Source organism: Streptomyces sp. NBC_01508 (assembly GCF_045040315.1).
GTDB lineage: Bacteria > Actinomycetota > Actinomycetes > Streptomycetales > Streptomycetaceae > Streptomyces.
On the sequence record NZ_CP109419.1, the window covers coordinates 4,519,044 to 4,545,489 of the forward strand.

Annotated in this window: 17 protein-coding genes, 5 tRNA genes and 2 pseudogenes; 11 read left to right on the forward strand and 13 right to left on the reverse strand. The window is 70.3% G+C overall.

The genetic code is table 11. The features are described 5' to 3' along the window. Positions 1–112: 112 nt before the first annotated feature. Both OG700_RS20950 and bldC read left to right on the forward strand, forming a co-directional pair. Positions 113–961 carry a hypothetical protein gene (locus tag OG700_RS20950; protein WP_405615783.1) on the forward strand — a complete coding sequence of 283 codons (849 nt, stop codon included), beginning with the start codon at positions 113–115 and terminating at the stop codon, positions 959–961. A gap of 503 nt (positions 962–1,464) precedes the next feature. Continuing rightward, entirely contained in the window at positions 1,465–1,671 is a 207-nt protein-coding gene (gene bldC, locus OG700_RS20955) for a developmental transcriptional regulator BldC (protein ID WP_003949541.1), read from the forward strand. Between the two features lie 382 nt (positions 1,672–2,053). Here bldC and OG700_RS20960 read toward each other — a convergent pair whose 3' ends face one another. The 7 genes from OG700_RS20960 to OG700_RS20990 all read right to left on the reverse strand — a co-directional run bounded on the left by OG700_RS20960 (position 2,054) and on the right by OG700_RS20990 (position 8,715). After that, a complete protein-coding gene (locus OG700_RS20960) occupies positions 2,054–2,278 on the reverse strand; it encodes a DUF6274 family protein (protein ID WP_405615785.1) in 225 nt (74 codons plus the stop codon). A 168-nt stretch (positions 2,279–2,446) separates the two neighbouring features. Further along, positions 2,447–2,521: transfer RNA gene (locus OG700_RS20965), tRNA-Asp, on the reverse strand. Between the two features lie 100 nt (positions 2,522–2,621). After that, a complete protein-coding gene (gene hrpA / locus OG700_RS20970; RefSeq protein ID WP_405615787.1) occupies positions 2,622–6,572 on the reverse strand; it encodes an ATP-dependent RNA helicase HrpA in 3,951 nt (1,316 codons plus the stop codon). Positions 6,573–6,700: 128 nt separating this feature from the next. Continuing rightward, a tRNA-Phe gene (locus tag OG700_RS20975) sits at positions 6,701–6,777 on the reverse strand. Positions 6,778–6,799: 22 nt separating this feature from the next. After that, a tRNA-Asp gene (locus OG700_RS20980) sits at positions 6,800–6,874 on the reverse strand. Between the two features lie 38 nt (positions 6,875–6,912). Next, positions 6,913–6,985 (reverse strand) — tRNA-Glu (locus OG700_RS20985). 80 nt (positions 6,986–7,065) lie between these two features. Further along, positions 7,066–8,715 carry a metallophosphoesterase gene (locus OG700_RS20990; RefSeq protein ID WP_405615789.1) on the reverse strand — a complete coding sequence of 550 codons (1,650 nt, stop codon included), beginning with the start codon at positions 8,713–8,715 and terminating at the stop codon, positions 7,066–7,068. Positions 8,716–8,811: 96 nt separating this feature from the next. Between OG700_RS20990 and OG700_RS20995 the strand changes: the two genes are divergently transcribed. The 6 genes from OG700_RS20995 (at position 8,812) to OG700_RS21020 (ending at position 13,568) form a co-directional block, all read left to right on the forward strand. Beyond that, the gene (locus OG700_RS20995; RefSeq protein ID WP_405615791.1) at positions 8,812–9,189 is read left to right on the forward strand and encodes a metallopeptidase family protein; all 378 of its coding nucleotides are present in this window, start codon (positions 8,812–8,814) and stop codon (positions 9,187–9,189) included. Further along, a complete protein-coding gene (locus OG700_RS21000) occupies positions 9,186–9,701 on the forward strand; it encodes a fluoride efflux transporter FluC (protein WP_405615793.1) in 516 nt (171 codons plus the stop codon). Before OG700_RS20995 ends, OG700_RS21000 begins: the two co-directional genes overlap by 4 nt. After that, positions 9,698–10,051: a fluoride efflux transporter CrcB gene (gene crcB / locus OG700_RS21005; protein ID WP_405615795.1), complete on the forward strand. Its 354-nt coding sequence runs from the start codon at positions 9,698–9,700 to the stop codon at positions 10,049–10,051. Before OG700_RS21000 ends, crcB begins: the two co-directional genes overlap by 4 nt. A gap of 152 nt (positions 10,052–10,203) precedes the next feature. Further along, positions 10,204–10,803 (forward strand): hypothetical protein, encoded by a 600-nt coding sequence (locus OG700_RS21010; RefSeq protein WP_405615797.1) that lies wholly within the window; start codon positions 10,204–10,206, stop codon positions 10,801–10,803. Between the two features lie 292 nt (positions 10,804–11,095). Continuing rightward, positions 11,096–13,300 (forward strand): DEAD/DEAH box helicase, encoded by a 2,205-nt coding sequence (locus tag OG700_RS21015; protein ID WP_405621842.1) that lies wholly within the window; start codon positions 11,096–11,098, stop codon positions 13,298–13,300. A gap of 195 nt (positions 13,301–13,495) precedes the next feature. Next, positions 13,496–13,568 (forward strand) — tRNA-Lys (locus OG700_RS21020). Between the two features lie 34 nt (positions 13,569–13,602). Here the strand turns inward: OG700_RS21020 and OG700_RS21025 are convergent. Then, positions 13,603–13,902 (reverse strand): annotated as a pseudogene (locus OG700_RS21025) (site-specific integrase); the annotation flags it as partial. A gap of 1,582 nt (positions 13,903–15,484) precedes the next feature. On the opposite strand from OG700_RS21025, the gene OG700_RS21030 reads away from it, so the two are divergent. After that, a complete protein-coding gene (locus tag OG700_RS21030; protein ID WP_189111173.1) occupies positions 15,485–15,820 on the forward strand; it encodes a MerR family transcriptional regulator in 336 nt (111 codons plus the stop codon). 255 nt (positions 15,821–16,075) lie between these two features. Here the strand turns inward: OG700_RS21030 and OG700_RS21035 are convergent. From OG700_RS21035 to OG700_RS21045, 3 genes and pseudogenes are all read right to left on the reverse strand, one after another. Beyond that, positions 16,076–16,300: pseudogene (locus OG700_RS21035) on the reverse strand (hypothetical protein); the annotation flags it as partial. 259 nt (positions 16,301–16,559) lie between these two features. Beyond that, complete coding sequence (locus OG700_RS21040) at positions 16,560–18,716, reverse strand: TIR domain-containing protein (protein ID WP_405615799.1); 2,157 nt, start codon at positions 18,714–18,716, stop codon at positions 16,560–16,562. 179 nt (positions 18,717–18,895) lie between these two features. Further along, positions 18,896–19,702 (reverse strand): hypothetical protein, encoded by an 807-nt coding sequence (locus OG700_RS21045; RefSeq protein ID WP_405615802.1) that lies wholly within the window; start codon positions 19,700–19,702, stop codon positions 18,896–18,898. Positions 19,703–20,110: 408 nt separating this feature from the next. Between OG700_RS21045 and OG700_RS21050 the strand changes: the two genes are divergently transcribed. Beyond that, entirely contained in the window at positions 20,111–20,326 is a 216-nt protein-coding gene (locus OG700_RS21050; protein ID WP_405615805.1) for a DUF6243 family protein, read from the forward strand. A gap of 217 nt (positions 20,327–20,543) precedes the next feature. Here OG700_RS21050 and OG700_RS21055 read toward each other — a convergent pair whose 3' ends face one another. Beyond that, positions 20,544–21,056 (reverse strand): RICIN domain-containing protein, encoded by a 513-nt coding sequence (locus OG700_RS21055; RefSeq protein WP_405615807.1) that lies wholly within the window; start codon positions 21,054–21,056, stop codon positions 20,544–20,546. A gap of 238 nt (positions 21,057–21,294) precedes the next feature. On the opposite strand from OG700_RS21055, the gene OG700_RS21060 reads away from it, so the two are divergent. After that, on the forward strand, positions 21,295–24,168 hold the full coding sequence (locus tag OG700_RS21060; protein ID WP_405615809.1) for an AfsR/SARP family transcriptional regulator: 2,874 nt from the start codon (positions 21,295–21,297) through the stop codon (positions 24,166–24,168). A 238-nt stretch (positions 24,169–24,406) separates the two neighbouring features. Here the strand turns inward: OG700_RS21060 and OG700_RS21065 are convergent, their stop codons facing one another. Beyond that, positions 24,407–26,428, reverse strand: coding sequence for a BTAD domain-containing putative transcriptional regulator (locus tag OG700_RS21065; RefSeq protein ID WP_405615812.1), 2,022 nt, complete (start codon positions 26,426–26,428; stop codon positions 24,407–24,409). Positions 26,429–26,446: the final 18 nt, after the last annotated feature.

The window sequence follows — 26,446 nt, forward strand, 5'->3', positions numbered from 1 at the left end:
GGGGGTGGGGAGGGACTGTTTGGGCATGAGGGTAAGTCCTACCGTGACGTAGATCCGACGCAGTGCCGAGGATCACCCTTCCGAGAGGTACGGGCATGGGACGATTCGCCGCATGCCAGCGGTGTCTGCACTCCTTGTCCCTTACGCCTCCTACCTGCGGGTGTACGAGCCCCTGGCGGCCTTTCCGGAGCCCGAGAGGAGCCACTGGGCGCGCTATGCCGCCCGGGAGCGCACCCCGACCGCACAGGACGAACTGCGGCGCTCCCTGGCCGACTTGCTGCCCACACCGCCGGTCCCGGTGCCCGTCCACGAGAGCGCCGACGCGTTCGTGACGGAGGTGGACGGCGTGGTGTGCGTCTGCCCGTGGCGCACCCGGCTGCGCGGCTGGCTGGCGCTGGAGTCGCTGGGCGACACCCTGCCGACGCCGCTGCTCGACGCGGTGCTGCCGCCGGTGGTGCGCGGGCAGGCGGCGGCGGACTTCGAGCGGTGGCGGGAGCGGAATCCGGACGCCCGGCCGTGGATCAGGACGGCGGTCTGGCAGGTGCCCGTGCGCTGGTTCACGCTCTTCGCCGACGACGAGCGCGAGTACCGGGCGTACGAGGCCGAGGGACCCACCGCGCCGACCCTGCGCTACCGGACCCCGATGGTGCAGGCGCGGCGCCGGCTGGCCCGCGCGCTGAAGGCGCTGCGGGAGTCGGTCGACGAGGGGCCGCTGATCGCGGGGCTCATGGACGTGGGGCGGTGGCTGGAGGAGTTCCACCCCCGCTCGCTGGTCGAACTGGACTACGGCGGGCTGGTGCACGCCCTGACCGGGCCGCAGCTCGCCGACGACCGGTCGGCGGCGGACGTGGCGGCCGGGATCGCCGCGCTGCGGGCCGGGGACGGCGAGGCGGCGGGCGAGGCGTACGAACGGCTGGCGGAGCGCTGGCGGGCGGTCAGGGACCGTCAGTTCGCCAACTGAGGGCGCACCTGGAGTGCGCGGGGCGGGGCCGGCGGCGCCCCGGCGTCCCACTCCATGGGACGTAGGCCCCGATCCGGGCTCTATGCCTCAAGCGTGACGGACCGCACTTTACGGCGCTCTTGCGCCCATCACCCACCCTCGTGTCAAAATAGGACAAGGAGTCCGGGGAGGGTTCCTTCCGTCCAAGTGTGGGTGGAATGCTCGACATTGCGCTCTATAGGGGGTCTGGGGACTCCTGATTGCTCCTGTGACTGATCGTCACTGCGGCGTAACTGTCCGCTATGGCATGGTCCATCGGCTTCCGTCGTTGATGAACACCTGAGAGGGCAATTCCATCGGTTTGGCCGACGAGGCTGGACAGATGGTGTAGTTGTAGTGCCGAGGACAAGCCGTTCGTCCTATAACCGACTCGGCCCGCGTCCGCCATTTCGGGCAACGTGGGTCAAGGTGCAGAATTTAGAGGAAAGAACCGAGATGGTTCGGTTCTCCCGAGGAGGCCGCTCATGACCGCTCGCACCCCTGATGCCGAGCCGCTGCTGACCCCGGCTGAGGTTGCCACGATGTTCCGTGTGGATCCGAAGACGGTCACACGCTGGGCAAAGGCAGGCAAGCTCACGTCCATCCGCACGCTCGGTGGGCATCGCCGGTACCGCGAGGCAGAGGTCCGCGCACTGCTCGCGGGTATTCCGCAGCAGCGCAGCGAGGCCTGAAAACCTCGTCAGGGCACAGCTGACAACCAATCAACCCAACCGGGTACCCGGGTCCCCAATCCGGTCGCCCCGCTTCATAGCTCCACATTGATCCACATAGCTTCACAACGCTCCACACGACGGGCACCTGCCCCAACAGGTCCCATGCCCCCGCGAAACGGGGCAACGTCACGTTGATCGCGCTGGACTCCGCCGGGTCCAGCGCGATCTTTTTTGTGCTGTGGGGCGGGAGTTGGGGGAGAGGAGGGGGTGCTGGCAGGGGAGTGCAATTGCACATATTAAATTCGTGGTTTGTATGTGGGGTGTAAGCGCAGCCGTTCTGAAAACGTGAGCGGTGACACCCGTCACAGTGTGAACCCCTTGCCAACCACCGGCACAGCGCCTAATAGGGGTCGCTGGCCGTTTCTGGTGTGCGGTTCGGGGCGGAGCTGTTGATTGTCACCCCGGCGTCCGGGGGAGCGGCCGCGGAAGGCTCCATGGCGAGCCGCTGGAGGCGATGGCAGACCGCGCAGTGCCGCGTGACATGTCGATAGCCCGTCGAGGCCGCCAGATGGGCGCGCAGGAGCGCGCGGGTCTCGTGCTTCGCCGCCGCTGCCGATGCCACCACGCGCGCCACCTCCGGATGCCGGCCCCTGTTGATGACATACCCGCGCCACGAAAGTCCGTCAACCCGCCGCACAGCAACTGAGCCCGCTCCGAGGGGTACCGGGCATCCCGGCCGGGCACAGCAACGGAGCCCGCATCCACAAGGATGCGGGCTCCGTGTCGTACAACGCGGTCCTGACGGGATTTGAACCCGCGGCCTCCACCTTGACAGGGTGGCGAGCACTCCAAGCTGCTCCACAGGACCAGAATTCGCGGCTGCGGTGTGATTCCCACCGGCGGCTGCGAAGTCAGACTGTACAGCAGCTCACAGGGTGCGGTCGAACTGGATCGGCGCCCCCGGAGGGCTACGGCACCGCCGCGTCGATCGCCTTCACGATCCGCTTGTCCGACACCGGCTGCGCCGTGCCCAGCGCGTGCGCGAAGTAGCTCACCCGCAACTCCTCGATCATCCAGCGGATCTCCAGGACCTGCTGCGGTACCGGCCGCCCGCGCGGGAGTTGTTCGAGCAGCCAGGCGTACTCGTCCCGCATCTCGTGGACCTTCTCCATACGCGTGGTGTCGCGCTGGACGTTCGTCGGCATCTGCTGGAGCCGCCGGTCCGTCGCCACCAGGTAGCGCATCAGGTCGGGCAGCCGGCGCAGGCCGGTACGGGTCACGAAGCCCGCCGGCACCAGCTGCGCCAACTGGTCCTTCACGTCCTGGACGTTGTTGATCAGGACCAGGCTGTTCGTGGTCTTCAGGCGCCGCTCGCACGCCTGCCAGGCCGCCAGGATCTGCTCGACGTCGCCGATGGTGCGCACCGTCACGTCGACCAGGTCGGCGCGGACCTTGTCGTACAGCTTGCGGTACGACTCCTCGTCCCACGCGGGCCCGCCGTGCTCGGCGATCAGCCGGTCCGCCGCGGCGGTGGCGCAGTCCTCGAACAGCGCCTGGATCGAGCCGTGCGGGTTACGGGACAGGGCCAGCTTCTGCTTGTTGGTGAGGGTGTCCGAGGCGAACTTGGCAGGATTGACCGGGATGTTGAGCAGGATCAGCCGCCGCGTGCCCCGCCACATGGCCTGCTGCTGCTCGGCCTGCGTGTCGTAGAGCCGTACGGCCACGGTCGCGCCCTGGTCGACCAGCGCCGGGTACGCCTTGACCGGCTGGCCGGCCCGCCGGGTCTCGAAGGTGCGCAGGAGCGTGCCGATCGTCCAGTCGGTGAGCCCCGAGCGCTCCACGGACTCGCCCGTGGGCCCCGCCACCGCCGCGGCGGCCTGCGAGATCGCCTGGCGGGCCTTGGGCTTGAGGGCGATCCGCAGCGCCTCCAGGTCCTTGTCCTCGGCGATCCTGCGGCGCCGCTCGTCGACGATCCGGAAGGTGATCTTGAGGTGGTCCGGCACCCGGCCCGGATCGAAGTCGTCGGCCGTGACCGGCACCCCGACCATCCGCTGGAGTTCACGCGCCAGCGTCACGGGCAGCGCCTCCTGAAGAGGCACCGCGCGCTGAAGGAACTTGGCCGCGTAGTTCGGCGCCGGGACGTAGTGGCGGCGGATCGGCTTCGGCAGGGAGCGGATCAGCTCCACCACCACCTCCTCGCGCAGCCCCGGGATCTGCCAGTCGAAGCCCTCGCCCGTGATCTGGTTGAGCACCTGGAGCGGTACGTGCACGGTTACGCCGTCCGCGTCGGCCCCCGGCTCGAACTGGTACGTCACCCGGAACTTGAGCCGGCCCTGCCGCCAGGAGTCCGGGTAGTCGTCCTTCGTGACGGCGCCCGCCGCCTCGTTGATGAGCATCGAGCGCTCGAAGTCGAGGAGTTCCGGCTCCTCGGCGCGCCGGTGCTTCCACCACGAGTCGAAGTGCGCGCCGGAGACCACATGGTCGGGCACCCGCTCGTCGTAGAAGTCGAACAGCGTCTCGTCGTCCACGAGGATGTCGCGGCGCCGAGCGCGGTGCTCCAACTCCTCCACTTCGCCGAGGAGTTTGCGATTGTCATGGAAAAACTGATGGTGCGTCCGCCAGTCGCCCTCGACGAGCGCGTTGCGGATGAACAGGTCGCGCGACGCCTCCGCGTCGATTCGGCCGAAATTCACCTTGCGCCGCTCGACGATCGGTACGCCGTACAGCGTGACCTTCTCGTACGCCATCACGGCCGCCTGGTCCTTCTCCCAGTGCGGCTCGCTGTACGTGCGCTTGATCAGATGCCCGGCCAGCGGTTCGATCCACTCGGGGTCGATCTTCGCGTTGACCCGCGCCCACAGCCGGGACGTCTCGACCAGCTCGGCGGACATGATGACGCGCGGCGGCTTCTTGAAGAGGGCCGAGCCGGGGAAGACCGCGAACTTCGCGTTGCGGGCGCCCACGTACTCGTTCTTCGCGCCGTCCTTCACGTCCTTGAGGCCGATGTGCGACAGCAGCCCGGCCAGCAGCGAGATGTGCACGGACTGGTCGGGGGCGGGGGCGCTGTCGTCCCCCTCCTCGAACTTGATGCCCATCTGCTTGGCCACCGTGCGCAGTTGGGAGTAGATGTCCTGCCACTCGCGGATCCGCAGGAAGTTCAGATACTCCGCCTTGCACATCCGCCGGAAGGCCGATGAGCCGCGGGCCTTCTGCTGCTCGCGGACGTAGCGCCACAGGTTCAGGAAGGCCAGGAAGTCGGAGGTCTCGTCCCGGAAGCGGGCGTGCTGCTGGTCGGCCTGGGTCTGCTTCTCCGAGGGGCGCTCGCGCGGATCCTGGATGGACAGCGCGGCGGCGATCACCATCACCTCGCGTACACAGCCGTTGCGCTCCGCCTCGATGACCATCCGCGCCAGGCGCGGATCGACGGGCAGCTGCGAGAGCTTGCGGCCGAGCGGGGTGAGCTGCTTGCGCGGATCCTTCTGCGCGGCGTCGAACGCGCCCAGCTCCTGGAGGAGTTGGACACCGTCGCGGATGTTGCGGTGGTCCGGCGGGTCGATGAAGGGGAACTTCTCGATCTCGCCCAGGCCGGCCGACGTCATCTGGAGGATGACGGAGGCCAGGTTCGTACGGAGGATCTCGGCGTCCGTGAACTCGGGCCGCGACTCGAAGTCGTCCTCGGAGAACAGCCGGACGCAGATGCCGTCCGACGTACGGCCACAGCGCCCCTTGCGCTGGTTGGCGCTGGCCTGCGAGATCCGCTCGATCGGCAGGCGCTGGACCTTGGTGCGGTGGGAGTAGCGGGAGATACGGGCGGTGCCGGGGTCGATCACGTACTTGATGCCCGGCACCGTCAGCGAGGTCTCCGCGACGTTGGTTGCCAGAACGATCCTGCGGGTCGCGCCGCCGCCCGGTCTCTGGAAGACGCGGTGCTGCTCGGCGTGCGAGAGGCGCGCGTACAGCGGGAGCACTTCGGTGTGCCGGAGCCTGCGCTTGTCGAGCGCGTCGGCGGTGTCGCGGATCTCGCGCTCGCCGGAGAGGAAGACCAGGACGTCGCCGGGTCCCTCCGACTGGAGCTCGTCGACGGCGTCGCAGATCGCGGTGATCTGGTCCCGGTCGCCGTCGTCGCCCTCCTCTTCGAGGAGGGGGCGGTAGCGGACCTCGACCGGGAACGTACGCCCCGACACCTCCACGATCGGGGCGTCGCCGAAGTGGCGGGAGAAACGCTCGGGATCGATCGTCGCCGAGGTGATGACGAGCTTGAGATCCGGGCGCCGGGGGAGGAGCTGGGCGAGATAGCCGAGCAGGAAGTCGATGTTGAGGCTGCGCTCGTGGGCCTCGTCGATGATGATCGTGTCGTACGCGCGCAGGTCGCGGTCCGACTGGATCTCGGCGAGCAGGATGCCGTCCGTCATGATCTTCACGAAGGTCGCGTCCTGGTTCACCTGGTCGGTGAAGCGGACCTTCCAGCCGACGGCCTCGCCGAGCGGGGTCCTCAACTCGTCCGCGACGCGCTCGGCGACGGTGCGCGCGGCGATCCGGCGGGGCTGGGTGTGGCCGATCATGCCCCGGACGCCGCGGCCCAGCTCCATGCACATCTTGGGGATCTGGGTGGTCTTCCCCGATCCGGTCTCACCGGCGACGATCACGACCTGGTGGTCGCGTATCGCCTCAAGGATCACGTCCTTCTTCTGACTGACGGGCAGTTGCTCGGGGTACGTGATCGCCGGCATCCGGGCCGCGCGGGCGCGCACCCGCTCGGCCGACCTGCCCGCCTCGACCGCGATCTCGTCGAGGACGGCCTGCCGGGCTTCGGGCTTACGGATGCGCCGGACGCCTTCGAGACGGCGGCCGAGGCGCTGCGAGTCGCGCAGCGACACCTCGGCCAGCAGGGACTGAAGGTCGGCGAGAGAAGTAGACATACCGAGCCCAGGGTCTCACCCGGGCCGGGCGAGTGGCGAACCCATTTCGCGGCGGACAACAAGAAGCCCCTGCCGAAATTCTTCGGAGGGGCGTCTGCCTGCGACATCGATGCCAGGGGAGAAGAAAGTGGTGGCTGGGGCCGGGATCGAACCGGCGACCTATCGCTTTTCAGGCGATCGCTCGTACCAACTGAGCTACCCAGCCACGCGGCTCTCGCGAGCCACAGCGGTCCTGACGGGATTTGAACCCGCGGCCTCCACCTTGACAGGGTGGCGAGCACTCCAAGCTGCTCCACAGGACCAAGCAATGTGCGAGACGAGTCTCGCACACAGTGTTGCGTGCCCCCAACGGGATTCGAACCCGTGCTACCGCCTTGAAAGGGCGGCGTCCTGGGCCACTAGACGATGAGGGCTAAGGGCCCGCCTGTGCGCTTGGCAGCGCGTCGGGGACGTGAGAAGCATATGGGATGCGGGGAGCTATCGCCAAAACGGTTTACGGGGAGGGGGAGCGGGAGCCGGACGGCTGTCCGGACGGTGCGGCCGATGGGGATCCCGAAGGCGGTCCGGACGGTCGTCCCGAGGGCGGTCCCGACGGTGACGGGTCCGTGCCCGGTACGCCCGCCTCCTCCGGGAGATGGCGGCTGACCTCCGCCGTCGTCAGCCCCAGACCGCCCAGCGTGATCTCGTCCCACGCCTGGAGCCGCTTCGTCGTGCTGTCCAGATAGAGCAGCGACGCCCGTACCTTCTCCGGCTCGTCGTTCTGGACCGCGCGCAGCCCGCCGCCGCCCGTCGAGCCCTCGATCTTCAGCCGCGTCCCGAACGGCATGATCTCGGTGTCCCGGCGGTGGACGTGGCCGGCCAGCACGAGCGGGACCGTGCCGTCGGTCTCCCTCGCCGCGGTCGGGTTGTGCGCGACGGCGATGTCCACCGGGGTGCCCGCCCGCTCCTGGTCGCGGATGGCCGACGCGAGCCGGATGCCCGCCATCTCCTCGGCCGGGTCGCCGCCGGTGGCCAGCGAGCGGTCGGGGGTGAACTGCGGGTCGCCCGTCCCCGCCACCCGGATCCCGGCGACGGTGACGGCGCGGCCGTTGTCGAGGACATGGACGTTCTTCAGGCCCTTCAGATACTTCTGGGTGTCGGCCGAGTCGTGGTTCCCGCGCACCCAGACGTACGGCGCGCCGAGATCGGGGATCGGGTCGAGGAAGCTGTTCTCGGCGGCGGAGCCGTGGTCCATGGTGTCGCCGGAGTCGATGATGAGGTCGATTTTGTACTGCTTCACGAGCGAGCCGATGATGGCCCAGGCGGCGGGGTTGAGATGGATGTCGGAGACCTGGAGGACCCGCAGGGTGCCCGGGTCCGGCTGGTACGAGGGCAGGGTCGACGTCGCGTCGTACAGCTTGGTCACGTTCGTGACGAGGCGCGCCAACTCCTTCTGGTAGACGTCGAATTCGGTGACGATCGAGCGCGCGCTGCCGACGACCTGCGGGGCCGAGGAGAGCAGCCCGGAGAAGCGGGGCTCCAGCACGGACTTCGGGTTCCAGGTCGCGAACGCGGTGATGCCGGCCGCGCTCAGCAGTACGAGCGCGAGCCCGCCGGCGGCCAGCGCGCGGCGGGGGCGGCGGAAGACGACCAGGCCGAGGGCGGTGGCGCCCGAGACGACGGCGACACAGGACCGTACGGCCAGCTCCGTCGTACCGGCCGCGACATCGTGCGCGACCTCGTCCTGGAGTCCGGCGAGGCGTTCGGGGTGCTCGACCAGGGCCTGCGAGCGGACCGGGTCGAGCTGGTCGACGTCGACGTCGAGGCGGATCGGGGCCGTGTGCGAGTCCAGTTCCAGCGCGCCCAGCGGCGAGACGTTGATCTTCGTACCGCCGGTGAGGGAGGGCCGCAGGGTCATCTTCGTGTCCATGGGGCCGACCGGCGTCCGCACGCTGCCGACGATCAGCAGTCCGAGCCAGGCGCCGAGCAGCACGACGGCGACGAGAGCGAGCGCGCGGGTGTAGGGGTGCGGGGAGCTGACGAGGGCGTTGGTCGGGCCGTCGCCGCGGGAGCGGTAGTGCCGCTGGAACCGGCTGATCGGGGAGATCGCGGAGATCGCGGAGATCGCGGTACGGAACGGGACACGGCGTACGTCGCGGGCCATTGGTCGCGTATGCCCAGAGCGGTGAGCGATCATGCGTGGCCGCCTTTCCCCGGTCGTGGTGACCTGGACCGTGGTGACCTGCGTGACAATGGCCGGGTGCTGGAGATGACGCGCGAGGAGTTCGAAGAACTGGTGGCCGAGGCGCTGGACCGGGTCCCGCCGGAGCTTATGCGGCTGATGGACAACGTCGCGGTATTCGTGGAGGACGAGCCGGATCCCGCTGCCGCGAAGGAGTCGGGCGAGGAGTTCGACCCGGATCTGCTCGGGCTCTACGAGGGGACTCCGCTGACCGATCGCGGCGAGTGGTACGCGGGGGTGCTGCCGGACCGGATCACGATCTATCGGGGGCCGACGCTGCGGATGTGCGGGACGCGCGAGGAGGTGGTGGCCGAGACGGAGATCACGGTGGTGCACGAGATCGCGCACCACTTCGGGATCGACGACGAGCGGCTGCACGAGCTGGGGTACGGGTGAGCGGTACGGATCCCGGCGAGGTGGGCGGGTCCGTCGAGCCGGTCGACTCCGACGTCGACCTGCGGGTGCCCGGTCAGCTCGCCGAGACGGCCGGGCACCGGCTGTGGCACGTGCTGGCCGTCATCTCGGCGGGCGGTGCGGTCGGCGCGACGGCGCGCTACGGCGCCGCGCGGCTGTGGCCGACCACCGATGGCGCGTTCCCGTGGACGACGTTCGCGGTGAACGTGCTGGGCTGCGGGCTGATCGGCGTGCTCATGGTGCTGGTCGCCGAGGGCGGCTGGTCGGCGCATCCGCTGCTGCGGCCGTTCCTCGGGGTGGGGGTGCTGGGCGGTTTCACGACGTTCTCGACGTACACGCTGGACTTCCTGCTGCTGGTGCGGCGGGGGGAGGCGCCGGCCGCGCTGGGGTACGCGGCCGTGACGCTGGTGAGTGCCATGGCGGCGGTGTGGCTGACGGCCACGGTGACGCGGCGGGTGGTGGAGCGAGCGGTGGGGCGGGTGAGGGTGCCGTGAACTGGCTACTGGTCTTCGTGGGCGGCGCGATCGGCGCGCCACTGCGCTATCTGACGGACCGTACGGTGCAGTCGTGGCACGAAACCCTGTTCCCGTGGGGGACGTTCGCCGTCAACGTGGCGGGGAGCGTGGCGCTGGGGGCGCTGGCCGGGGCGGCGGTGTCGTCGGCGACGTACGCCGTCGTCGGTACGGGGCTGTGCGGGGCGCTGACCACGTACTCGACCTTCTCGTACGAGACGCTGCGGCTGGCCGAGCGGGGGAAGGCGCCGCTGGCCGGCGCGTATGTCTCGGCGTCGCTGCTGGTGGGGCTGGGCGCGGTGTGGGCGGGGTGGGAGCTGGGGGCGCTGTGACGGGGGCGGTGGCGCGCGGGCTGTGACGTGGTTGGCGCCTGGGGAGCGTGTCCCTTGTGGGGAAAAGGAAGTTGGGCAGGGCAATCATTCCCCCTGCCGGCGGGCAGCCGCCGGCAGGGGCGAGCCGTTTCACGCCCCCGGAGGTGCCCCGCGTGCGCCAGTTGTCCGCCGCCGGCCGTTTGTCCGCTCGCGGCCGTTTCGCCGTCTGGATCGTCACCTCGCTGGCGGTCGCCACCTCCACGGGCTGCGTGAGCGTCGGCGACGACGCGGGGAAACCGGCCCCCTCGCGGTCGGCCGAACCGCGCGGGGCCGCGGCCGAGCCGGACGGCGGTACGGCGGCGGACGCCGGCGCGGGCCTGCCCGCCGGCGGCCAAGGCGGCGCGGGACCGAACGGCGCCGAGCACGGCGGTGCGCACGGCGAGAAGGGGAAGCCGGGCGATCCGCAGGCGTCGGGCGACCCGTCGGCGAAGCCGTCGAAGGGACCGGACGGCAAGCCGCTTCCCCCCGCCCAGAGGCCGCCGGGCGGTGTCGTACCGCCCGAGGAACAGCCGACCAGGACCCCGCCGCCGGCCTCCGAACCGCCGGTGCCGGACCCGGACCCGGAGCCCCCGACACCGCCCGAGCCGAGCGGCCCGGCGGACCCGCCGTCGGCCTCGCCGATGGCGGACGTACGGACGAGCGCGCTGGCGCCGGGCGACGGGGCCGGGATGCGGAAGGAGCCGGTGGCGTCGCCGCAGCCCGGGCCGGTGTGAAAGCCGGCATGAGATCCGGTGTGGGAGTCGGTGTGAGGGCCGTGGCGGCAGTGGTGTGACGTGGATGGTGCGGGGGCGGTTTGCCAGGGAGGGGGAGGGGTGCGTATGGTAGTAGATCGTTTGATCATTGCCCGGCGCCGACACAGAAGAGCGCCGCGTGGCGCGTACTCTCCCTTGCCGTGGCTGACCGCATTGAGGCGGTCGAATTGCGAATCACGGAGTTTGGGCGCGTGCCGAGACTCCGGAAGGTTTCGCATTTCGCATGTCCATTTCCAGTACTGACCACGCCGTCATGCCCGAGAACGACTCCGACGACTCGATCGAGAGCATCACGGCAGAGGCCGTAGTGGCCCCCGAGGCCGTAGCGGCCGTAGAGACCCCCGCCGAGGTGGCCGACGTCACCGAGGCCGCCGAGGCTGCCGACGAGGCCGAGGTCCCTGAGGCTCCCGCGGCTCCGAAGACCCCCGAAATCACCTTCGGCGACCTGGGGTTGCCCGAAGGCATCGTCCGCAAGCTCACCCAGAACGGCGTCATCGCGCCCTTCCCGATCCAGGCCGCGACCATCCCGGACGCCCTGGCCGGCAAGGACATCCTGGGCCGCGGCCGTACCGGCTCCGGCAAGACCCTCGCGTTCGGTCTGCCGCTGCTGGCCACGCTCGCCGAGGGCCGCACCGAGAAGAAGAAGCCCCGCGGCGTCATCCTGACCCCGACCCGCGAGCTGGCGATGCAGGTCGCCGACGCCCTCCAGCCGTACGGCGACGTCCTCGGCCTGAAGATGAAGGTCGTCTGCGGCGGTACGTCGATGGGCAACCAGATCTACGCGCTGGAGCGCGGTGTCGACGTCCTCGTCGCCACCCCGGGCCGGCTGCGCGACATCATCAACCGCGGCGCGTGCTCGCTGGAGAACGTCCAGATCGCGATCCTCGACGAGGCCGACCAGATGTCCGACCTGGGCTTCCTGCCCGAGGTCACCGAACTGCTCGACCTGGTGCCGGCCGGCGGCCAGCGCATGCTCTTCTCCGCCACGATGGAGAACGAGATCAGCACGCTGGTCAAGCGCTACCTGAAGAACCCCGTGCACCACGAGGTCGACAGCGCGCAGGGCAACGTCACGACCATGAGCCACCACGTGCTCGTCGTGAAGCCCAAGGACAAGGCGCCGGTCACGGCCGCCATCGCGGCGCGCAAGGGCCGCACGATCATCTTCGTCCGTACGCAGCTGGGCGCCGACCGTATCGCCGAGCAGCTCCGCGACTCCGGTGTGAAGGCGGACGCGCTGCACGGCGGCATGACGCAGGGCGCGCGCACGCGAACGCTGGCGGACTTCAAGGAGGGTTACGTCAACGCGCTCGTCGCGACCGACGTGGCCGCCCGCGGTATTCACGTCGACGGCATCGACCTGGTCCTGAACGTGGACCCGGCCGGTGACCACAAGGACTACCTGCACCGCTCGGGCCGTACGGCGCGCGCCGGTAAGTCCGGCGTCGTCGTCTCGCTGGCCCTGCCGCACCAGCGCCGCCAGATCTTCCGGCTGATGGAGGACGCGGGCGTCGACGCCGCGCGTCACATGGTCGCCGGCGCCGGCGCGTTCGAGCCGGAGGTCGCCGAGATCACCGGCGCCCGTTCGCTCACCGAGGTGCAGGCCGACTCCGCGAACAACTCCGCCAAGCAGGCGGAGCGCGAGGTCGCCGACCTGACCAAGGAGCTGGAGCGCCTCGCCCGCCGCGCCGGCGAGCTGCGCGAAGAGGCCGACCGCCTCGTCGCCCGTGCGGCGCGCGAGCGTGGGGACGACCCCGAGGCCGCGGTGGCCGAGGTCGCGGCGGAGGCCGTGGCGGCCATCGAGGCGGCGACAGCCGCCGCGTCCGTACCGGCCCAGGCGCCCCGCGACGAGCGTGGCAACTACGGCCGTCGCGACGACCGCGGTGAGCGCAGCGGCCGTGGCGGCGCGAAGGGTTACACCCCGCGCGACGGCGGCAGCGGTGACCGCGGCGGCTTCCAGCGCCGTGACGACCGCGGCGGCGAGCGGGGCGGCTTCAACCGCGACCGCCGCGACGACCGCGGCGGCAGCGACCGCGGCGGCTTCCAGCGCCGGGACGACCGTCCGGCGAGTGGTGGCTTCCAGCGCCGCGACGACAGGCCCGCGAGTGGTGGCTTCCAGCGCCGCGACGACCGTCCGGCCGGTGGCGGCTTCCGCCGCGACGACCGCGGCGGCGAGCGGGGTGGCTTCAACCGCGACCGCCGCGACGACCGCCCCTCGGGCGGCGACCGCCGCGACGGCGCCCGCCCGTTCGAGCGCCGCGAGCACCGTCCCACCGGTGACCGCCCGGTCAACCGCGACCGCCGCGACGACCGCCCCTCGGGCGGCTTCCGCTCCGGCGGCCACGACCGCCCCTCGGGCCGCCGCGACGACCACCGCGGCGGCACGACCGGCACGGGCACGAGCACGGGCTCGTTCGGCCGCCGCGACGACAAGCCGCGCTGGAAGCGCAACGGCTGACCGTCCGACCCCCTGGACTCCCGAGTCCACGCACGACGGGGTCCGTACCGCACCGTCCCGGCTGCGGTACGGGCCCCGCCCCGTACCCCCTGATCCGGCCTGATCCCAAAGACAGGCCCTGGCGCCAACGCCCCACGGGGGATACCCGATCGGCGCGCCGTCCCCGGCGGGATATGCTCGTGGACGACTCGTCGAGGGCCGTTAGCTCAATTGGCAGAGCAGCGGACTTTTAATCCGTTGGTTGTGGGTTCGAGTCCCACACGGCCTACCGTCGGGAATGAGGGAAAACCCCCTCTGACCTGCTACTTAGCGCCTCGATCGGCATCTTTCGGTCGAGGCGCTTCGTCGTTTCCGGGCTCGTGCGTGAGCGATGCGTGAGCGGACGGTTCGACAGGGGGCGCTACCGGGAGGGCCGTTCGGGCACGTGGCACCAGCGCGGTGGCGGCTTCCGCTGCGGCCCGGTCGACCTCGGGAAGCAGGCTTGTGTACGTGTCCGAGGTGAGCGTGATCGTGGAGTGGCGCAGGGTCTCCTTGATCGTGTGGAGGTCGCCGACCCCGCCGTGCGTGAGCGTGGCCGCGACATGCCGCAAGTCCCGAAGTGATCCGTTGGCGTGACAGACGGGTGAAGCCCCGGGTAGACGGGTTCACGACCAAGTACGGCCGGGCGGCACGAAGGCGGGCCGTCAGCCGGGTTGGGCAGGAACGCGAGTCGGGCGATCGGCCGCCCCGGGGAGCGCTGGTTCGACACCGTCGGCGACCAGCGCCTCGTGAAGCACCACCCGCGCCATCTGCGCTCGTGACCCGCCCGAAGAGGCGTCGACAGCACCCGCGGGACGACCCGTCGAACGGCACGGCACGTTCCGTCAAGCGGTTGGCAGGCATGTCCTGCGGCCTCGCGCCAGATCCGGCGGACGGCAGCGGGCCCTTGTAGGCGCGGTGCCGTCCGCCAAGGGGGGCGTGACAGGGGTCCGACCTGACCGGCCCCCGGAAGGAGCCGACCCGGCACCGGGCGCAGGACCTGCCGACCCCCGTGGCGTAGGGCGTTGGTGACGAGCTCCGAGACGACCAGGATCACGGTGTCGGCGGCCTCGGCCGCGACCGGATCTGCGAGACCTTCTAGGAAAACCCGCGTGCTCTCGCGCGTCGGCGACGGAGGCCGCGGAGCGGACGGTTGCGACGTTGACGCGCACTGTGTCCATCAGGTTCACCCTGGTCTCTGGATCGTCAATACCGGGTCTGGTCTGCCTGGTGCGTCCGCGGCCCGCGAACCGTGTGGGGTGTCCGCTGGGGAGTGTGTCCGGCTGGTCGTCCACGCGGTCAGATGGGGGGCTGCGGTGCTCGCGGCATCGAGGCTTGCGTAACGGTGCAGCTCGGAGCGGGTGTCCCCGGCGGGAGTGGGGTCGCCGGGTGACCCTTCTGCGGTCGTGGTCGGCTATCTCCTTGATCGGCGCACGGAAATCTATGTCGGCCGGAGTAGACATTGAGCGGTGGCGTGGTTATGGTTTCTCTCGTACCCCAGAGTGACAGCAGGGCCTGGCAGAGACGAACTGCCGGGCAGATGTAAGGAAGTTGCAGTTCGCAGGGCGGTACGGCAGTGGAGTTCCGAAGCCAGAGCGATTGCGGGACGGTGACGGGACTGACGGCCGGACCGGGTGGCCCGCAGTGATCAGGGGCCGCCATGAGCAGTACCGCAGGGAAACAAGTGCGGTACCAGCAGTGCAGTGAACGAGCAGCACCTCGGTGAAGGCGTCGGCTGCGGGCGCGCGTGCCGGGAGATTCGGCAGTGGGGTTCTAAGCCAGAGCGGACGCAGGACGGGCGACGGGGCTGGCTGCCGGAGAGTGGCGCTTACTCAGGTCACCAGCAGTTCGCATCACCAGTAGTACAGAGCAGTGCGCAGTACCAGCAGTAGGCAAGTGATTGATCCCAGAGGGAAGAACGGAGGAGCCGAGCGCCATCAGGATCGCCCGGGCGGAAACAATGAGCCCGGGTACCGCAGGACATCGATAGTGAGGTGGTCTCCGGTCAAGCAACCGCGATCCCCGCAACCCCGACAACTTCCAGGTCGGGTCGGCGGACACAGAAGGCCGGCGCAAGAACAGGGCCGGCAGATGGTGTAGCAGTTCCTTCGGGGCCTTGGTGCCATATGGCACCAAGGCCCCTCCACGCGTTCCAGAGAGGTGCAGATGACAGCAGACGACTCGTTCAGCCGACTCGATGACGACGACTACCCCGCCTACACGATGGGCCGGGCCGCCGAGATGCTCGGCACCACCCAGGGCTTCCTCCGCGCCATCGGCGAAGCCCGCCTCATCACGCCGCTGCGCTCCGAGGGCGGCCACCGCCGCTACTCCCGCTACCAGCTGCGCATCGCCGCCCGTGCCCGGGAGCTCGTCGACCAGGGCACCCCCATCGAGGCCGCCTGCCGCATCGTCATCCTCGAAGACCAACTTGAGGAAGCCCAGCGCATCAACGCCGAACACCGCAACGCCGCCAAAGCGGCGGGACCGCCCCTCGCTTGAGGCAGCGCGCCCGCCGGACAGGACCTACGCGCCCGCGACTTCCTGCATACCGGCGGAGCGGCCGTACTCGCCCTGACCGTGGCAGCCCTTCCCCGCGCACTACTTCGCCGTCATCCTGGCCATCTACTGACCGCCGCTCCGACCTGTGTCGAGACCGGCCACGGGTCGATGCCGACGAGACGGTACCACCGGATTACGGGTGCCCTCCGAGCCTGAACAGTGCCAGCTTTTCCTGAAACGCTACTCTCCGGGCGGGGGCCGCCCCTCCCCCTGCGTCGCAGTGGTGAACACTGCGGAGAAATCGTTCAGGCGGGCCGAGTCCGCCAGAACCTCCGACACCCGCTGCCTCCAAACGGCCTCGGGAGCCAGCCGCCCTGTGATGACAGCACCACCGGCGACCACGGTCAGAGACATCTGATTGCTGCGCCCGGACTCCACCAGAGCGGCGACATCAACAAGCAACTCGTCAAGCTTCGACATGAGAGATGACTGTAATCACCAGCCGTCCGACCAACTCAAGCAGCGGTACTCCACGACAGAAGCAAGAACGACCTGGACTGGTGTGCCGGCCGAGATGACCGTTGCCGGAGAGTAGTCCCTCCTTCCGATCTGGCACGGCTTGAGCGCTACTGATGAGCATCGGCGACTGGTCGGTCGAGGAGATCGCTCAGGAGATCGCTGACGTGGTCCTGGGAGAAGGCAGGGGGTGAATTCCTCGCTCTGCGGGGGAGGTTGGCCCTCATCCTTCATCCGTTTGCGCGGTGAGCAGGTCGATGCCGCACAACGTGGCGAGTTCTTTGGACACCGCGGTGAGCGGGCCGTGCAGTTCTGTCAGGGCGGCACGCATGTCGGCGGATCTTTCCCACTGGCGTTCGTGTTCGACGTGACTGGCAGTCGGCGGGCGGGTGGCTTCGTACTCCTGGAGAGCCGGATGCCAGGTCGCCAGGAAGGGGCGCAGGTACCCGTTGGCGAGGTTTGCCGCGATGCCCGGGAGGGTGAGGGGACCGGTGGTTTCCCTGGCCATGCGGTGAAGCACGTCGCGAGTCGTGGCGAAGAGTGAATACAGCGAGTTGAGGGCTTCCCGCAACGACCCTTGGTCCGCCGCGAGCGTCTGCACTCCCACTCGGGTGACGAGTTCGATCTGGAGGTCGAACGCGGCGGCGCGCTCGACAGTCCCAGGGGGCGCGGACAGAGAGGCCATTGCCTGCGTCGCCGGCGCGGTCACCGGCCGGGAGGCCGCAGAGGCCGCAGAGGCCGCGGAGGTGCCTGTAGGCACTGGGGCCCGTACCTGAAGCGCTGGTGTCAGGGTGTGCAGCAGTATGCGCCGGAGATCTTCCTGTCTGGCTGTGTCGGTGTCGTGGCGGCGTACGGCTCGGGCCAGGAGGGGGTGGATGGTCCAGGTCTGCTGCTGCGTCCGGTCCGGGCGCAGGGCGCCGGAGCCGAGCAAGGTCTCGATTGCCTCTGGGACGAGGGAGGTCACCTCCCAGGGGTCGTACGGGCTGACGGTGGACAGGACATCCTCCAGCGTGGCCCGCGGCAGTGGTTCCGGGCTGGCCGTGGCGAGCAGTCGAAGGATGTCGTCGGCGGGAAGCTGCCCCGACAAGGGGTGGGACAGGAAGCCCGTCGAGCGTGCGTGGGAGCCCGGTTCTCCGGTGCCGGTGCGAGGGCGCCGGCTTGTCAGAACATCGGATGCGGGGACGTGGAACCGGTTGCGCAGGCGGATGAAGTCGCTGTGCGCCGCGAGTTCCGCGAGAAGGCCCAGGGACTGCGGATGGCCGTCCACGTCGTGAACGAGCGCCGTGGCGGCGGCGCGCTCCAGATCGTCTTGGGGCAGGCGGTGCGCTGTGAGCAGACGAAAGCCGTCGGCGTCGTCCAGCGGCGGGATGTCGATGGATTCGGCGAACGAGGTGTAACGCAGGGACCGGGAAGTGATCAGCGTGGCGCTGAGGAGGTGTGGCCCACGCAGCAGGTGCAGTTGATCGTCGGACAGGCCGTCGGGCACGCCGTCGACCACCCACAGACAGTGGGTGCCGCGTTCTCCCAGGGCGACCGCGAGGTGGCTGAGCAGGCCGGGCAGGGTGGAGAGAGGCGGCTCCAGCCCGAGGGCGGAGATCACTGTGGAGATCTGCTCCGTGTAGGAGGTCATGACCTCTGCGGGTTGGGCCTCCACACAGTGATGCAGGTCGAACCAGAAGATTCCGCCCGGGTAGGCGGAGCTGAAGTGCAGGGCGTACTCCTGGGCGAGGAGCGTTTTGCCGATACCGGGCATTCCGCGCAGTTGTGCCGCGCGCCCCGCGCCGGCCTGGGCGACCAGCGGAGCACGGTGGCGGTGGAGTGCGGTGTGGACGCGCCACTGCTCGGCGAGACGACCGGTGAAGTGAGCCGACCCGGTACGGGCGGGTGCGGGCAGCCAGGGGACGAACGGTGCGTGGGCCAGCTCTCCCATAGGGGTGGTGATGGCGTTGACATGGGCGGCGACGCGTTCGGCGAGCCGGCTCACGGCCTTCGGCATGGAGGGCCAAGGCCAGTGCCGGGCGTCTCGGAGTTCCATGGGATGTACGTGATCGGAGGAGGGTTCTGGATTGATCACCAAGGTGCGGCGGCGCGGGTCGCCTTCGTGCTGCCCCGCGAGGTAGGCATAGGTCAGTTCCCACTGGCAGGCGCGCCGCTGCGGGTAGTCGGCCGAGTACAGGGCGAGCAGGATCTTGGACCGGGACAGGGCCTCGGTGATCGTGGCGGTGATGGACGTGAAGTCGTCGACGGCCGTGTCGTCGACGAAGACACGCAGGCCGAGATCCCGCAGAGCGGGCACCAGGACATCGATCTTCTGCGCGTCCGAGCGGCTGTAACTGACGAACACATCCCACTCGGCCCGGAAGGGGCCAGGAGCCTCCATCAACGCACCTTCCCTGAACCGTCAAGAGACCGGCACTCGACATCCGGGATCAGCCCCGGAAAACAGCCGGGGGGGGGTGGCAGGTAGACCGGTCGCGCGACAGGGCGCGGGCGCCGGGTGTCCGAGGCAGGGGGGATCATCACCGAACCATCATGCGACACGGCCAGGACTCGACCGGGCTACCGGTCTGGGTGTTCCGCTGTCGATGGGTCTGTGGCCGGGGCAGGGTCTGGGTCCGTGGTCGGGTCCGGGTCCGGGTCCGTGGCCGGACGCTGACCGGGGATCGCGGAAGCCTGATGCGCCGACCGGGCAGAACGGCTCAGATGGCCTTCGGGATCGGGGATGCCGGCGATCTCTCCCAACCCGATGACGTACGGCCGCAGTCTCGTCTGAAGTGCGCGGAGTTCCGCGCGGAACGCACCGTTGTCGGCCCACTCCGACTCGTCCTCATCGGGGTGTGCGTCCTCGAAGGCTTTCAGCCGCGGGTGCCACGTGGCGAGGAAGGGCGCGAGTTCGATGTTGAGGATGGCCAAGGCCAACTCGTACACCGAATTACCTCGTGCCGGAGGGAGCGGGGCGGAGTCGGATTCCAGCGGCTCGCGGTAGAGATCGAACAGAGTCTTGAGGGACGTCAGCGCCTCACGGAGATTTCCGGAACTGTCGTCCAGCGGGCGCGTAGCCACGCGGGTCGCCGCCTGGAAGAACATCTGCTGAGCGGCCTGCCGCATGTCGGTCTTGGTCTTGAACGACATTTCGCTGCCCATCACGGTAAGACGGACATCGGTGAGCTGAGCGGACTTGCGGTAGAGCTCGGCGCCCAGGACCAGCGCGACTCCGATGAGGCAACCCACCACGATCGACAGCCGCTGACCGCCCGTCTGACTGATCGAGTACGCCGCGATTCCCACGACACCGCCCACGACCCCGGCGAACAGACCACGCACCACCATCCGCACGATCTGTGTCGCGCCCTGCCCCCGCCTCATCACCAAGACCCTCACTCCGCCAGCCTGCGATCCGCACCGAACTGACCATGCTCACACGGGAGACGGCGCCACGTCAGCCCACTCGTGCTGCCAACTGACCGAATGCGTGGCGATGGGGGAGCGATGCGTGAGCGGACGTGCGGAGATGACGCACGCAGACTTGGACCGGTCAGCCCACGACGCATCTCTGACCAGGCATTTCCGGATCAGTGCGTAGGATGACGGAAGTCCTGGCAGGGTTGTGCCGGGACTTTTCGGGAATGAGGGGAAGCCCCTACCGACCCGCTACTCGATGCCTCGGCCGGCTTCGGCCGGTCGAGGCGCTTCGTCGCTACCGGCCCTGGTCCTTCGACGTCGCCGCCCGCCGATGAATCCGTAGATCACTTCACTTCATTACCGGGAGAACCCGTGACCGTGAGCAAGAACATCAACAACCCCGTGGGCATGGGCGGCGGCCAGCGCAAGAGGCTGTCCCGCGCCGAACGGCAGAACAACGGTCCGCACCGCAACCTCGACCGCCAGGGCGCCGCCGAGCAGAAGGCGGAGCTGGTGCGCAAGATGCGCGAGAAGGCAGGCGCGGCCGAGGGCGACGGGCAGACGGACGACGACACCGCACAGAGCTGACGCACCCCCGCCGACGGCAGCCGGTTGCGCGGAACTCCGGGCGCGGCACGGCCCGGGGCGGGTATCCGCACGCGTGCGACACGGTCCTCGTCCGGCTCCACTGCCACGCCTGATGTCACCGCGGGCAAGGGCGCCCGCGAATGCCCCACCCTGTACCGCTTTCCGGGACGGCGGGCCGCCAGAGGGGACGGCCCGCCGCACTCACGGGTTCAGCCGGTCACACCCGCTCGATCACCCATCGGGACGCCGTCCCGATGGAGGGCTTGAAGACGGCATTCTCCCCGATATTTCCGTTCGCGTGCAGGTACTTGCGGCTCTGGCTGTGCCTGATGGACTTCGGACTGCCGGACGTGGTTGTCCACTTCTGAAACCCGTTGTCGAAGTCGCACTCGAACGTGTAGACATCCGCGCCGTTGCCGTCGAGGCAGTGGTGTGGGGATACCGCCTTGTTCACGAAGTAGCCGTCGATGACCTCCCACTTCTGCCTCGCGCTGCCGTTACACGTGCCGAGGGTGACGTTTCCCTTGTTGTGCGCGATGTCCACCACCTGGAGGCAGGCGTTGCGGCTGTTGCCATTGATCACCTGGTAGAGCACCGCCTGTGGTGCCTGTGCCTGCGCCTGCGTCTGTTCCGCCTGCGCCGAGGTCGTGGCGCCGACCAGCAGCGTCGAGCCGAACGCCATCGCCGCGCCCACACCGGCGAGTCGGGTGAGGCTTCGCTTGGGTTCCATGGTTGATCCCCTCGTTTGGATGATGGTTCGCCCCCTGTCCGCCGCCGCGCGGATGCCTTCGGCGACCGGCTTGTGGGGACTGGTCGGGACGATGACCACCGTCGCGCATGCCGTCCCCACGGCGTCCCCTCGGCGTCCTCACGGCGTCATCGCCACGTCACCATCGGCCGTCGGACGGACACTCCGGCGAACGCTATGCTCTGCTCCAATTACTGTCGGTGAGGGGGAAGCCGGGGGGATGGACTTTCGGGTACTCGGCGCGCTTGAGGTCCGAGCGGGCCATGAACGGGTGCTGCTGCCTGGAGCGCGTCGTCAACGGGTTTTGGCCGCACTGCTGTTGGCACCGAACTCGGTGGTGCCGCTGTCCAGGCTCACCGAGATGACCTGGGACGACGAGCCACCCGCCACCGCCGTCAAGCAGCTGCGGAACTCTGTCTCGGCACTGCGGGAACGCTTGGGCGACATCGAACAGCGGCTCATCTTCACCGAGGAAGTCGGCTACCGGATCCGTGTCGGTGAGGAGCGGCTCGACTCGCTCCGGTTCGCCGCCGGGGTCGCCGAAAGCCGCCGCCACGCCGCTGAGGGGAGGCTGGATCGGGCGGTCAAGGTGATCCGGCCGGCACTGAGCCTCTGGCGTGGACCCGCGCTCGACGGCCTGGGCACCGCGGCGTTGACCAGATCCGCCGCACGGTTGGACGAGCGGCGGCTCAGCGCGCTGGAGCTGTGTGCCGGCTGGCGGCTGGAACTCGGCGAGCACCACGAGGTCGCCGGCGATCTCGCGGATCTCGTGCACGACCATCCACTGCGCGAAGGGCTGCACGCGCAGCTGATGGCGGCGCTGGACCACTGCGGCCGGCGCGCGGACGCGCTGAACGTCTTCCACCGCCTCAGAACCCGCCTCGCCGAAGAGCTCGGAGTCGACCCCGGATCCGACGTACGGCGGCTGCACGAGCGGATCCTGCGCGGCGAACCCCAACCCCGCCGGGACGACCGCGCCCGGACCGTCGGCGCCCTGCCCGCCCCGAGGTCGCCCCGGCCCGTCGCGTCACCGGTGCCTCGGCAACTGCCCCAGACGATCCGCGACTTCACCGGCCGCACCCGCCATCTGGCCGCGCTCGACGCCCTGTTGCCGCCGGCCGGCGGGCGGGCCGTGGTGATCTCCGCACTCGACGGATCGGGCGGAGTGGGCAAGACGACGCTCGCCGTGCACTGGGCCCACCGCGTCCAGGACCGGTTCCCGGACGGCACACTGCACACCAACTTGCGCGGTTACGGTCCCGGCAGGCCCGCCGGCCCGGACGAGGTGCTCGACGACTTCCTGGTCGCGCTCGGCGTACATCCGGCGGCGGTGCCCGCAGGGACCGGCGCCCGCTCGGGACTGTTCCGCACGCTGGCGGCGGGGCGACGCCTGCTGATCGTGCTGGACAACGCCAACAGCGCCGAACAGGTCCGGCCGCTGCTGCCTGGAGCGCCCGGGTGCATGGTGCTGGTGACCAGCCGCGACAGCCTGACCGGCCTGGTGGTCACCGAAGCCGCGCACCGGCTCACCCTCGACGTGCTTTCCCTGGCCGAGGCGTTCAACCTGGTCGTCGGCATCATCGGCCCCACCCGGGCCCAAGCGGAACCAGCCGCGGTGGAGGACCTCATCCGGCTGTGCGCGCGGCTGCCGCTGGCGCTGCGGATCGCCGCCGGGCGCGCGGCCGCGTACGAGCACGTCTCCGTCGCCGACATCGTCGCCGAACTCGCCGACGAGGACTCCAGACTCGACGCACTGAGCTGGGGCCAAGATCCCTACGCCGCGGTCCGCAACGTACTCGACTGGTCCTACGAACAACTGACCGCGCCGCAGGCGCACTTGTTCCGGCGCCTGGGCCTGCACCCCGGTCCGAACATCTCGACACCCGCCGCGGCGGCCCTCGCGCACCTGCCACCACGCGAGACACGACGGCTGCTCAAGGCGCTGGCCGACGCGCACCTCATCGAACCGTTCACGCACGACCGGTACCGCTTCCACGACCTGCTGCGCGCCTACGCGGACGACTTGGCCCGCAGACACGACACCGAGGACGAGCGCCGCCACGCCCTCGACGCGGTGCTCACGTGGTACAGCCACACCGCTCACACCGCCGACCGCCGGCTCTACCCCACCTGTACGCGCCTGGTGGCGAACCCCGCCGAGCCCGCCCACCCCCACCCCGTGGCCGACCGTGACCAGGCCTGGGCATGGTTCACCGCCGAACGGGCCAACCTGGTCGCCGCCCTGCACCACGCCGTCGACCGCGCCATGGACCGGTACGCCCTGCACCTCGTCGACGCTCTCGGCTTCCTCGTGCTCATGGGCGGCTGGGAGGAACGCATCGACACCGCCACCGCGGGCTTGCGCGCGGCCCGGCGGTCCGGCCGGACCGACCACGAAGCCAACGTCCTGCTCGCTCGCGGGGAAGCACTGGCGCACCTGCAACATCCCGACGCGGAACCGGACCTCACCCGCGCCTCCACACTCGCCCAGGACGCCGGCAACGTCCACATCCAGATCGCCGCCCGCACCGAACTCGGTCAACTGCTGCGCCGGCAAGCCCGGTTCGCCGAAGCGCTGCATCACTTCGACGAGGTGCGTGTGCTCAGCCAAGGATTCGACACCGGACGGTGGGAAGCGGTGGCCGAAGGCAACATCGCCGAACTCCACGCCGATCTCGGCAACCACCAGCAGGCCATCGACCACGGCACACGCAGCGCGGGGCTGCGCCACCAACTCGGCGATACGGACGGCGAGGCGTGCGCACTGTCGGCGATCGCCAGGGGCCGGCAGGGCATCGGCGACCACGACACGGCGATCGTTCACTGCCGGCGCGCGATCGAACTCGGCCGCGCGTCCCTCGGCAGCCAGGACGAGACACTCGCCTGGCCCCTCGCCGTCCTCGCCGCGTCGCTGAGCCACCTCGGGCGCGTGAACGAGGCCGTCGACTGCTGGCGAGAGGCCGCCGCGATCTACGCCGACCGAGGACTGGACACCGACGCCGCCACGATGCACCACCACATCCGAACGGCGGACGGTCTGCTCACCGAGCCGCGTTCCGCCAACGGCATCGCGGACCAAAGCCTCATCCGTTGACCGAGTGGCCGAGTGGCCGAGTGGCCGACAGCGCGTCGGCGGGAGTCGGCGCCGGACAGGGCCTGGGCGTGTTGCGAAAGTAGCGCCGTCCGCCCGAAGGGCGGGGCCGACGGCGTCTGGTGCGTGCGATCGCAAGGCGGAGGATCGTTCTCGTACTGGACGTACTTGGATGATTCCGACAACGCGGCGAGTGCGCGTGCCAGGCGTCGTCGGCCAGGCGGGACTTTCGAAACACGCCCTAGTCTCGTAGCGCCGCGGTGATCGCCTTGAGGTAGTTGGCCACCGGGCCGAGGGTGATCAACCCGCTTCCCGCGCCCGCGAGTTCGGCCGACGCGGGCAGCAGCCGCTCGCGGACGCGGATGAGGACGGCGCGGTCGTCCAGCTCCAGCGCCGCCGTCGCCTCCAGGCAGCAGCACGCCTCGTACAGCAGATCGCGGGGCGGGTCCGGCAGGGCGCGCAGGGCGGTGCGCGCGGCGGGGCGGTCGCCCGTGGCCAGGGCGGCGAGCGGGGTGATCCAGGGGCGGTACGGGCCCCAGTCCGCCGCCGGGTCCACCGCGTCGCGCGCCGGGAGGCGGGGGCCGTCGGCGAAGTGCGGGGACAGCAGCGCGAGGGGCAGGAGGCCGTGGGTCAGGCCCGGCATGCCCGCGTCCGCCAGGTCGCCGGCGGCGGACTCGTACGCCGGTCCGGCCCCGGCGAGATCCCCGGACGCGGACAGGCGCAGCGCGCCGTACCACCGGGTGAAGACGCCGACCAGCGGGAGTTCGTGGCGGGCCGCCAGGCGGTCCGCGGCGGCGGCGTGGGTGTCGGCCGACCAGAAGTCGCCCAGTGCGCTGTGCGCCTGGAGGCCGATCAGGTGGCCGAGCACTTCGAAGGTCACCAGGCCGTGCCGGGCGCCCAGCGCGACCAGTTCCGCGCCGATCCCGGCGCGGCGTGGTGCGAGGCCCGCGCGGGTGAAGGACTGCATGAACGTGCCGTTCAGCGCGAACGCCAGCAGCGCCGGATCGTCCAGGCGCCGGGCGATCGCCTCCGCCTGGCTCGCCGCCTGCGGGCCGCGCGAGGAGTGCGAGCCGCGCGTCTCCACCGCGATGGTCGCGAGCAGCCGGCAGCGCACCGCGTCGTACGTACCGCGCCCGTCGGGCGGCGGCAGCGCGGCCAGGGTGCGTTCGGCGGCGGCGACGACCTGCCGCGCCAGTTCCGGATCGTCGCCGCGGGTCCAGATCGCGGGGACGTCGAAAGCGCCGATCACCCGGCCGGTCAGTGCCGGGTCGCCGAACTCCTCGGCGGCGGCGATGGCGGCCACGCGGTGCTCGCGGGCGGCCGTCAGACCGCCGCCGCCGGTCACCGCGAGGTCGCGCAGCAGACCCACCGTCGTCTCCAGGCGGGCGCGGGCGCCGGCCGCGACCGTGCGGTCGTACGCCGCCGTTGCCCGGGTCCACAGACGGGCCGCCGTGTCGGCGGGGTCAGCCGGCCCGGCGGGACTGAGCGCCGGATCCTGCGCCAGGATGTCGGCCTCCAGCGTGCGCAGCCCCGGCCCCGGATCCAGGCCGAGCTGTTCCACCAGCGTCGACCGGGCCCGGCGCAGCACGGCGAGCGCGTCCCCCTGGCGGCCGGTCCGGTACAGCGCCAGCGCCAGCAGCCGCCACGCGTCCTCGCGCCAGGGATGGCCGGCCAGATGCGCGTCCAGGTCGGGGACCGCCTCGGCGGCGAGGCCGAGCGCCAGTTGTGCGTCGGCCCGGCGTTCGACCGACCGGAGCCGCAGTTCGGCGAGGCGGGCGCGGTCGCCCCGTACCCACTCCTCGTGCGCGAAGTCGGCGTACGCGGGCCCCCGCCACAGCTCCAGCGCCTCGTCCAGCCGGGGCAGCGCCCGTACGGGCGGCAGTGTCGCCGCCTCGCCGACCGCCGTCTCGAATCGCCAGGCGTCGACGGCGTCCGGCTCGGCGCGCAGCGCGTAACCGGGGCCCTCGGTGACGAGCAGCCGGGCGGGGGTACGGGGCGCACGGTCCGGTTCCAGGGCGCGGCGGAGCGCGGCGACGAAGGTCTGTACGGCGCCGACCGCGCCGGGCGGCGGCGAATCCGTCCACAGGTCGGCGACGAGCCGGTCGACGGGGACGACACGGCGGCGGGCGACGATCAGGCGGGCCAGTACGGCGCGGTGGCGCGGTCCCTTGAGGGCGATGGGGGTGCCTTGGCTCTGGGCGCTCACGGGGCCGAGTACGCCGAATACGACCGGTGACCGTTCCTGTTCCTGTTCCCGTTGCATTTGCCTCCGTCGGCGCTG

Excerpts from the sequence above, each read along its gene's own strand:
- OG700_RS20950 (WP_405615783.1), top strand. The coding sequence starts at position 113 with ATGCCAGCGGTGTCTGCACTCCTTGTCCCTTACGCCTCCTACCTGCGG.
- bldC (WP_003949541.1), top strand. The coding sequence starts at position 1,465 with ATGACCGCTCGCACCCCTGATGCCGAGCCGCTGCTGACCCCGGCTGAG.
- hrpA (WP_405615787.1), bottom strand. The coding sequence starts at position 6,572 with ATGTCTACTTCTCTCGCCGACCTTCAGTCCCTGCTGGCCGAGGTGTCG.
- OG700_RS20990 (WP_405615789.1), bottom strand. The coding sequence starts at position 8,715 with ATGGCCCGCGACGTACGCCGTGTCCCGTTCCGTACCGCGATCTCCGCG.
- OG700_RS21015 (WP_405621842.1), top strand. The coding sequence starts at position 11,096 with ATGCCCGAGAACGACTCCGACGACTCGATCGAGAGCATCACGGCAGAG.
- OG700_RS21030 (WP_189111173.1), top strand. The coding sequence starts at position 15,485 with ATGACAGCAGACGACTCGTTCAGCCGACTCGATGACGACGACTACCCC.
- OG700_RS21040 (WP_405615799.1), bottom strand. The coding sequence starts at position 18,716 with ATGGAGGCTCCTGGCCCCTTCCGGGCCGAGTGGGATGTGTTCGTCAGT.
- OG700_RS21045 (WP_405615802.1), bottom strand. The coding sequence starts at position 19,702 with ATGAGGCGGGGGCAGGGCGCGACACAGATCGTGCGGATGGTGGTGCGT.
- OG700_RS21055 (WP_405615807.1), bottom strand. The coding sequence starts at position 21,056 with ATGGAACCCAAGCGAAGCCTCACCCGACTCGCCGGTGTGGGCGCGGCG.
- OG700_RS21060 (WP_405615809.1), top strand. The coding sequence starts at position 21,295 with ATGGACTTTCGGGTACTCGGCGCGCTTGAGGTCCGAGCGGGCCATGAA.
- OG700_RS21065 (WP_405615812.1), bottom strand. The coding sequence starts at position 26,428 with ATGCAACGGGAACAGGAACAGGAACGGTCACCGGTCGTATTCGGCGTA.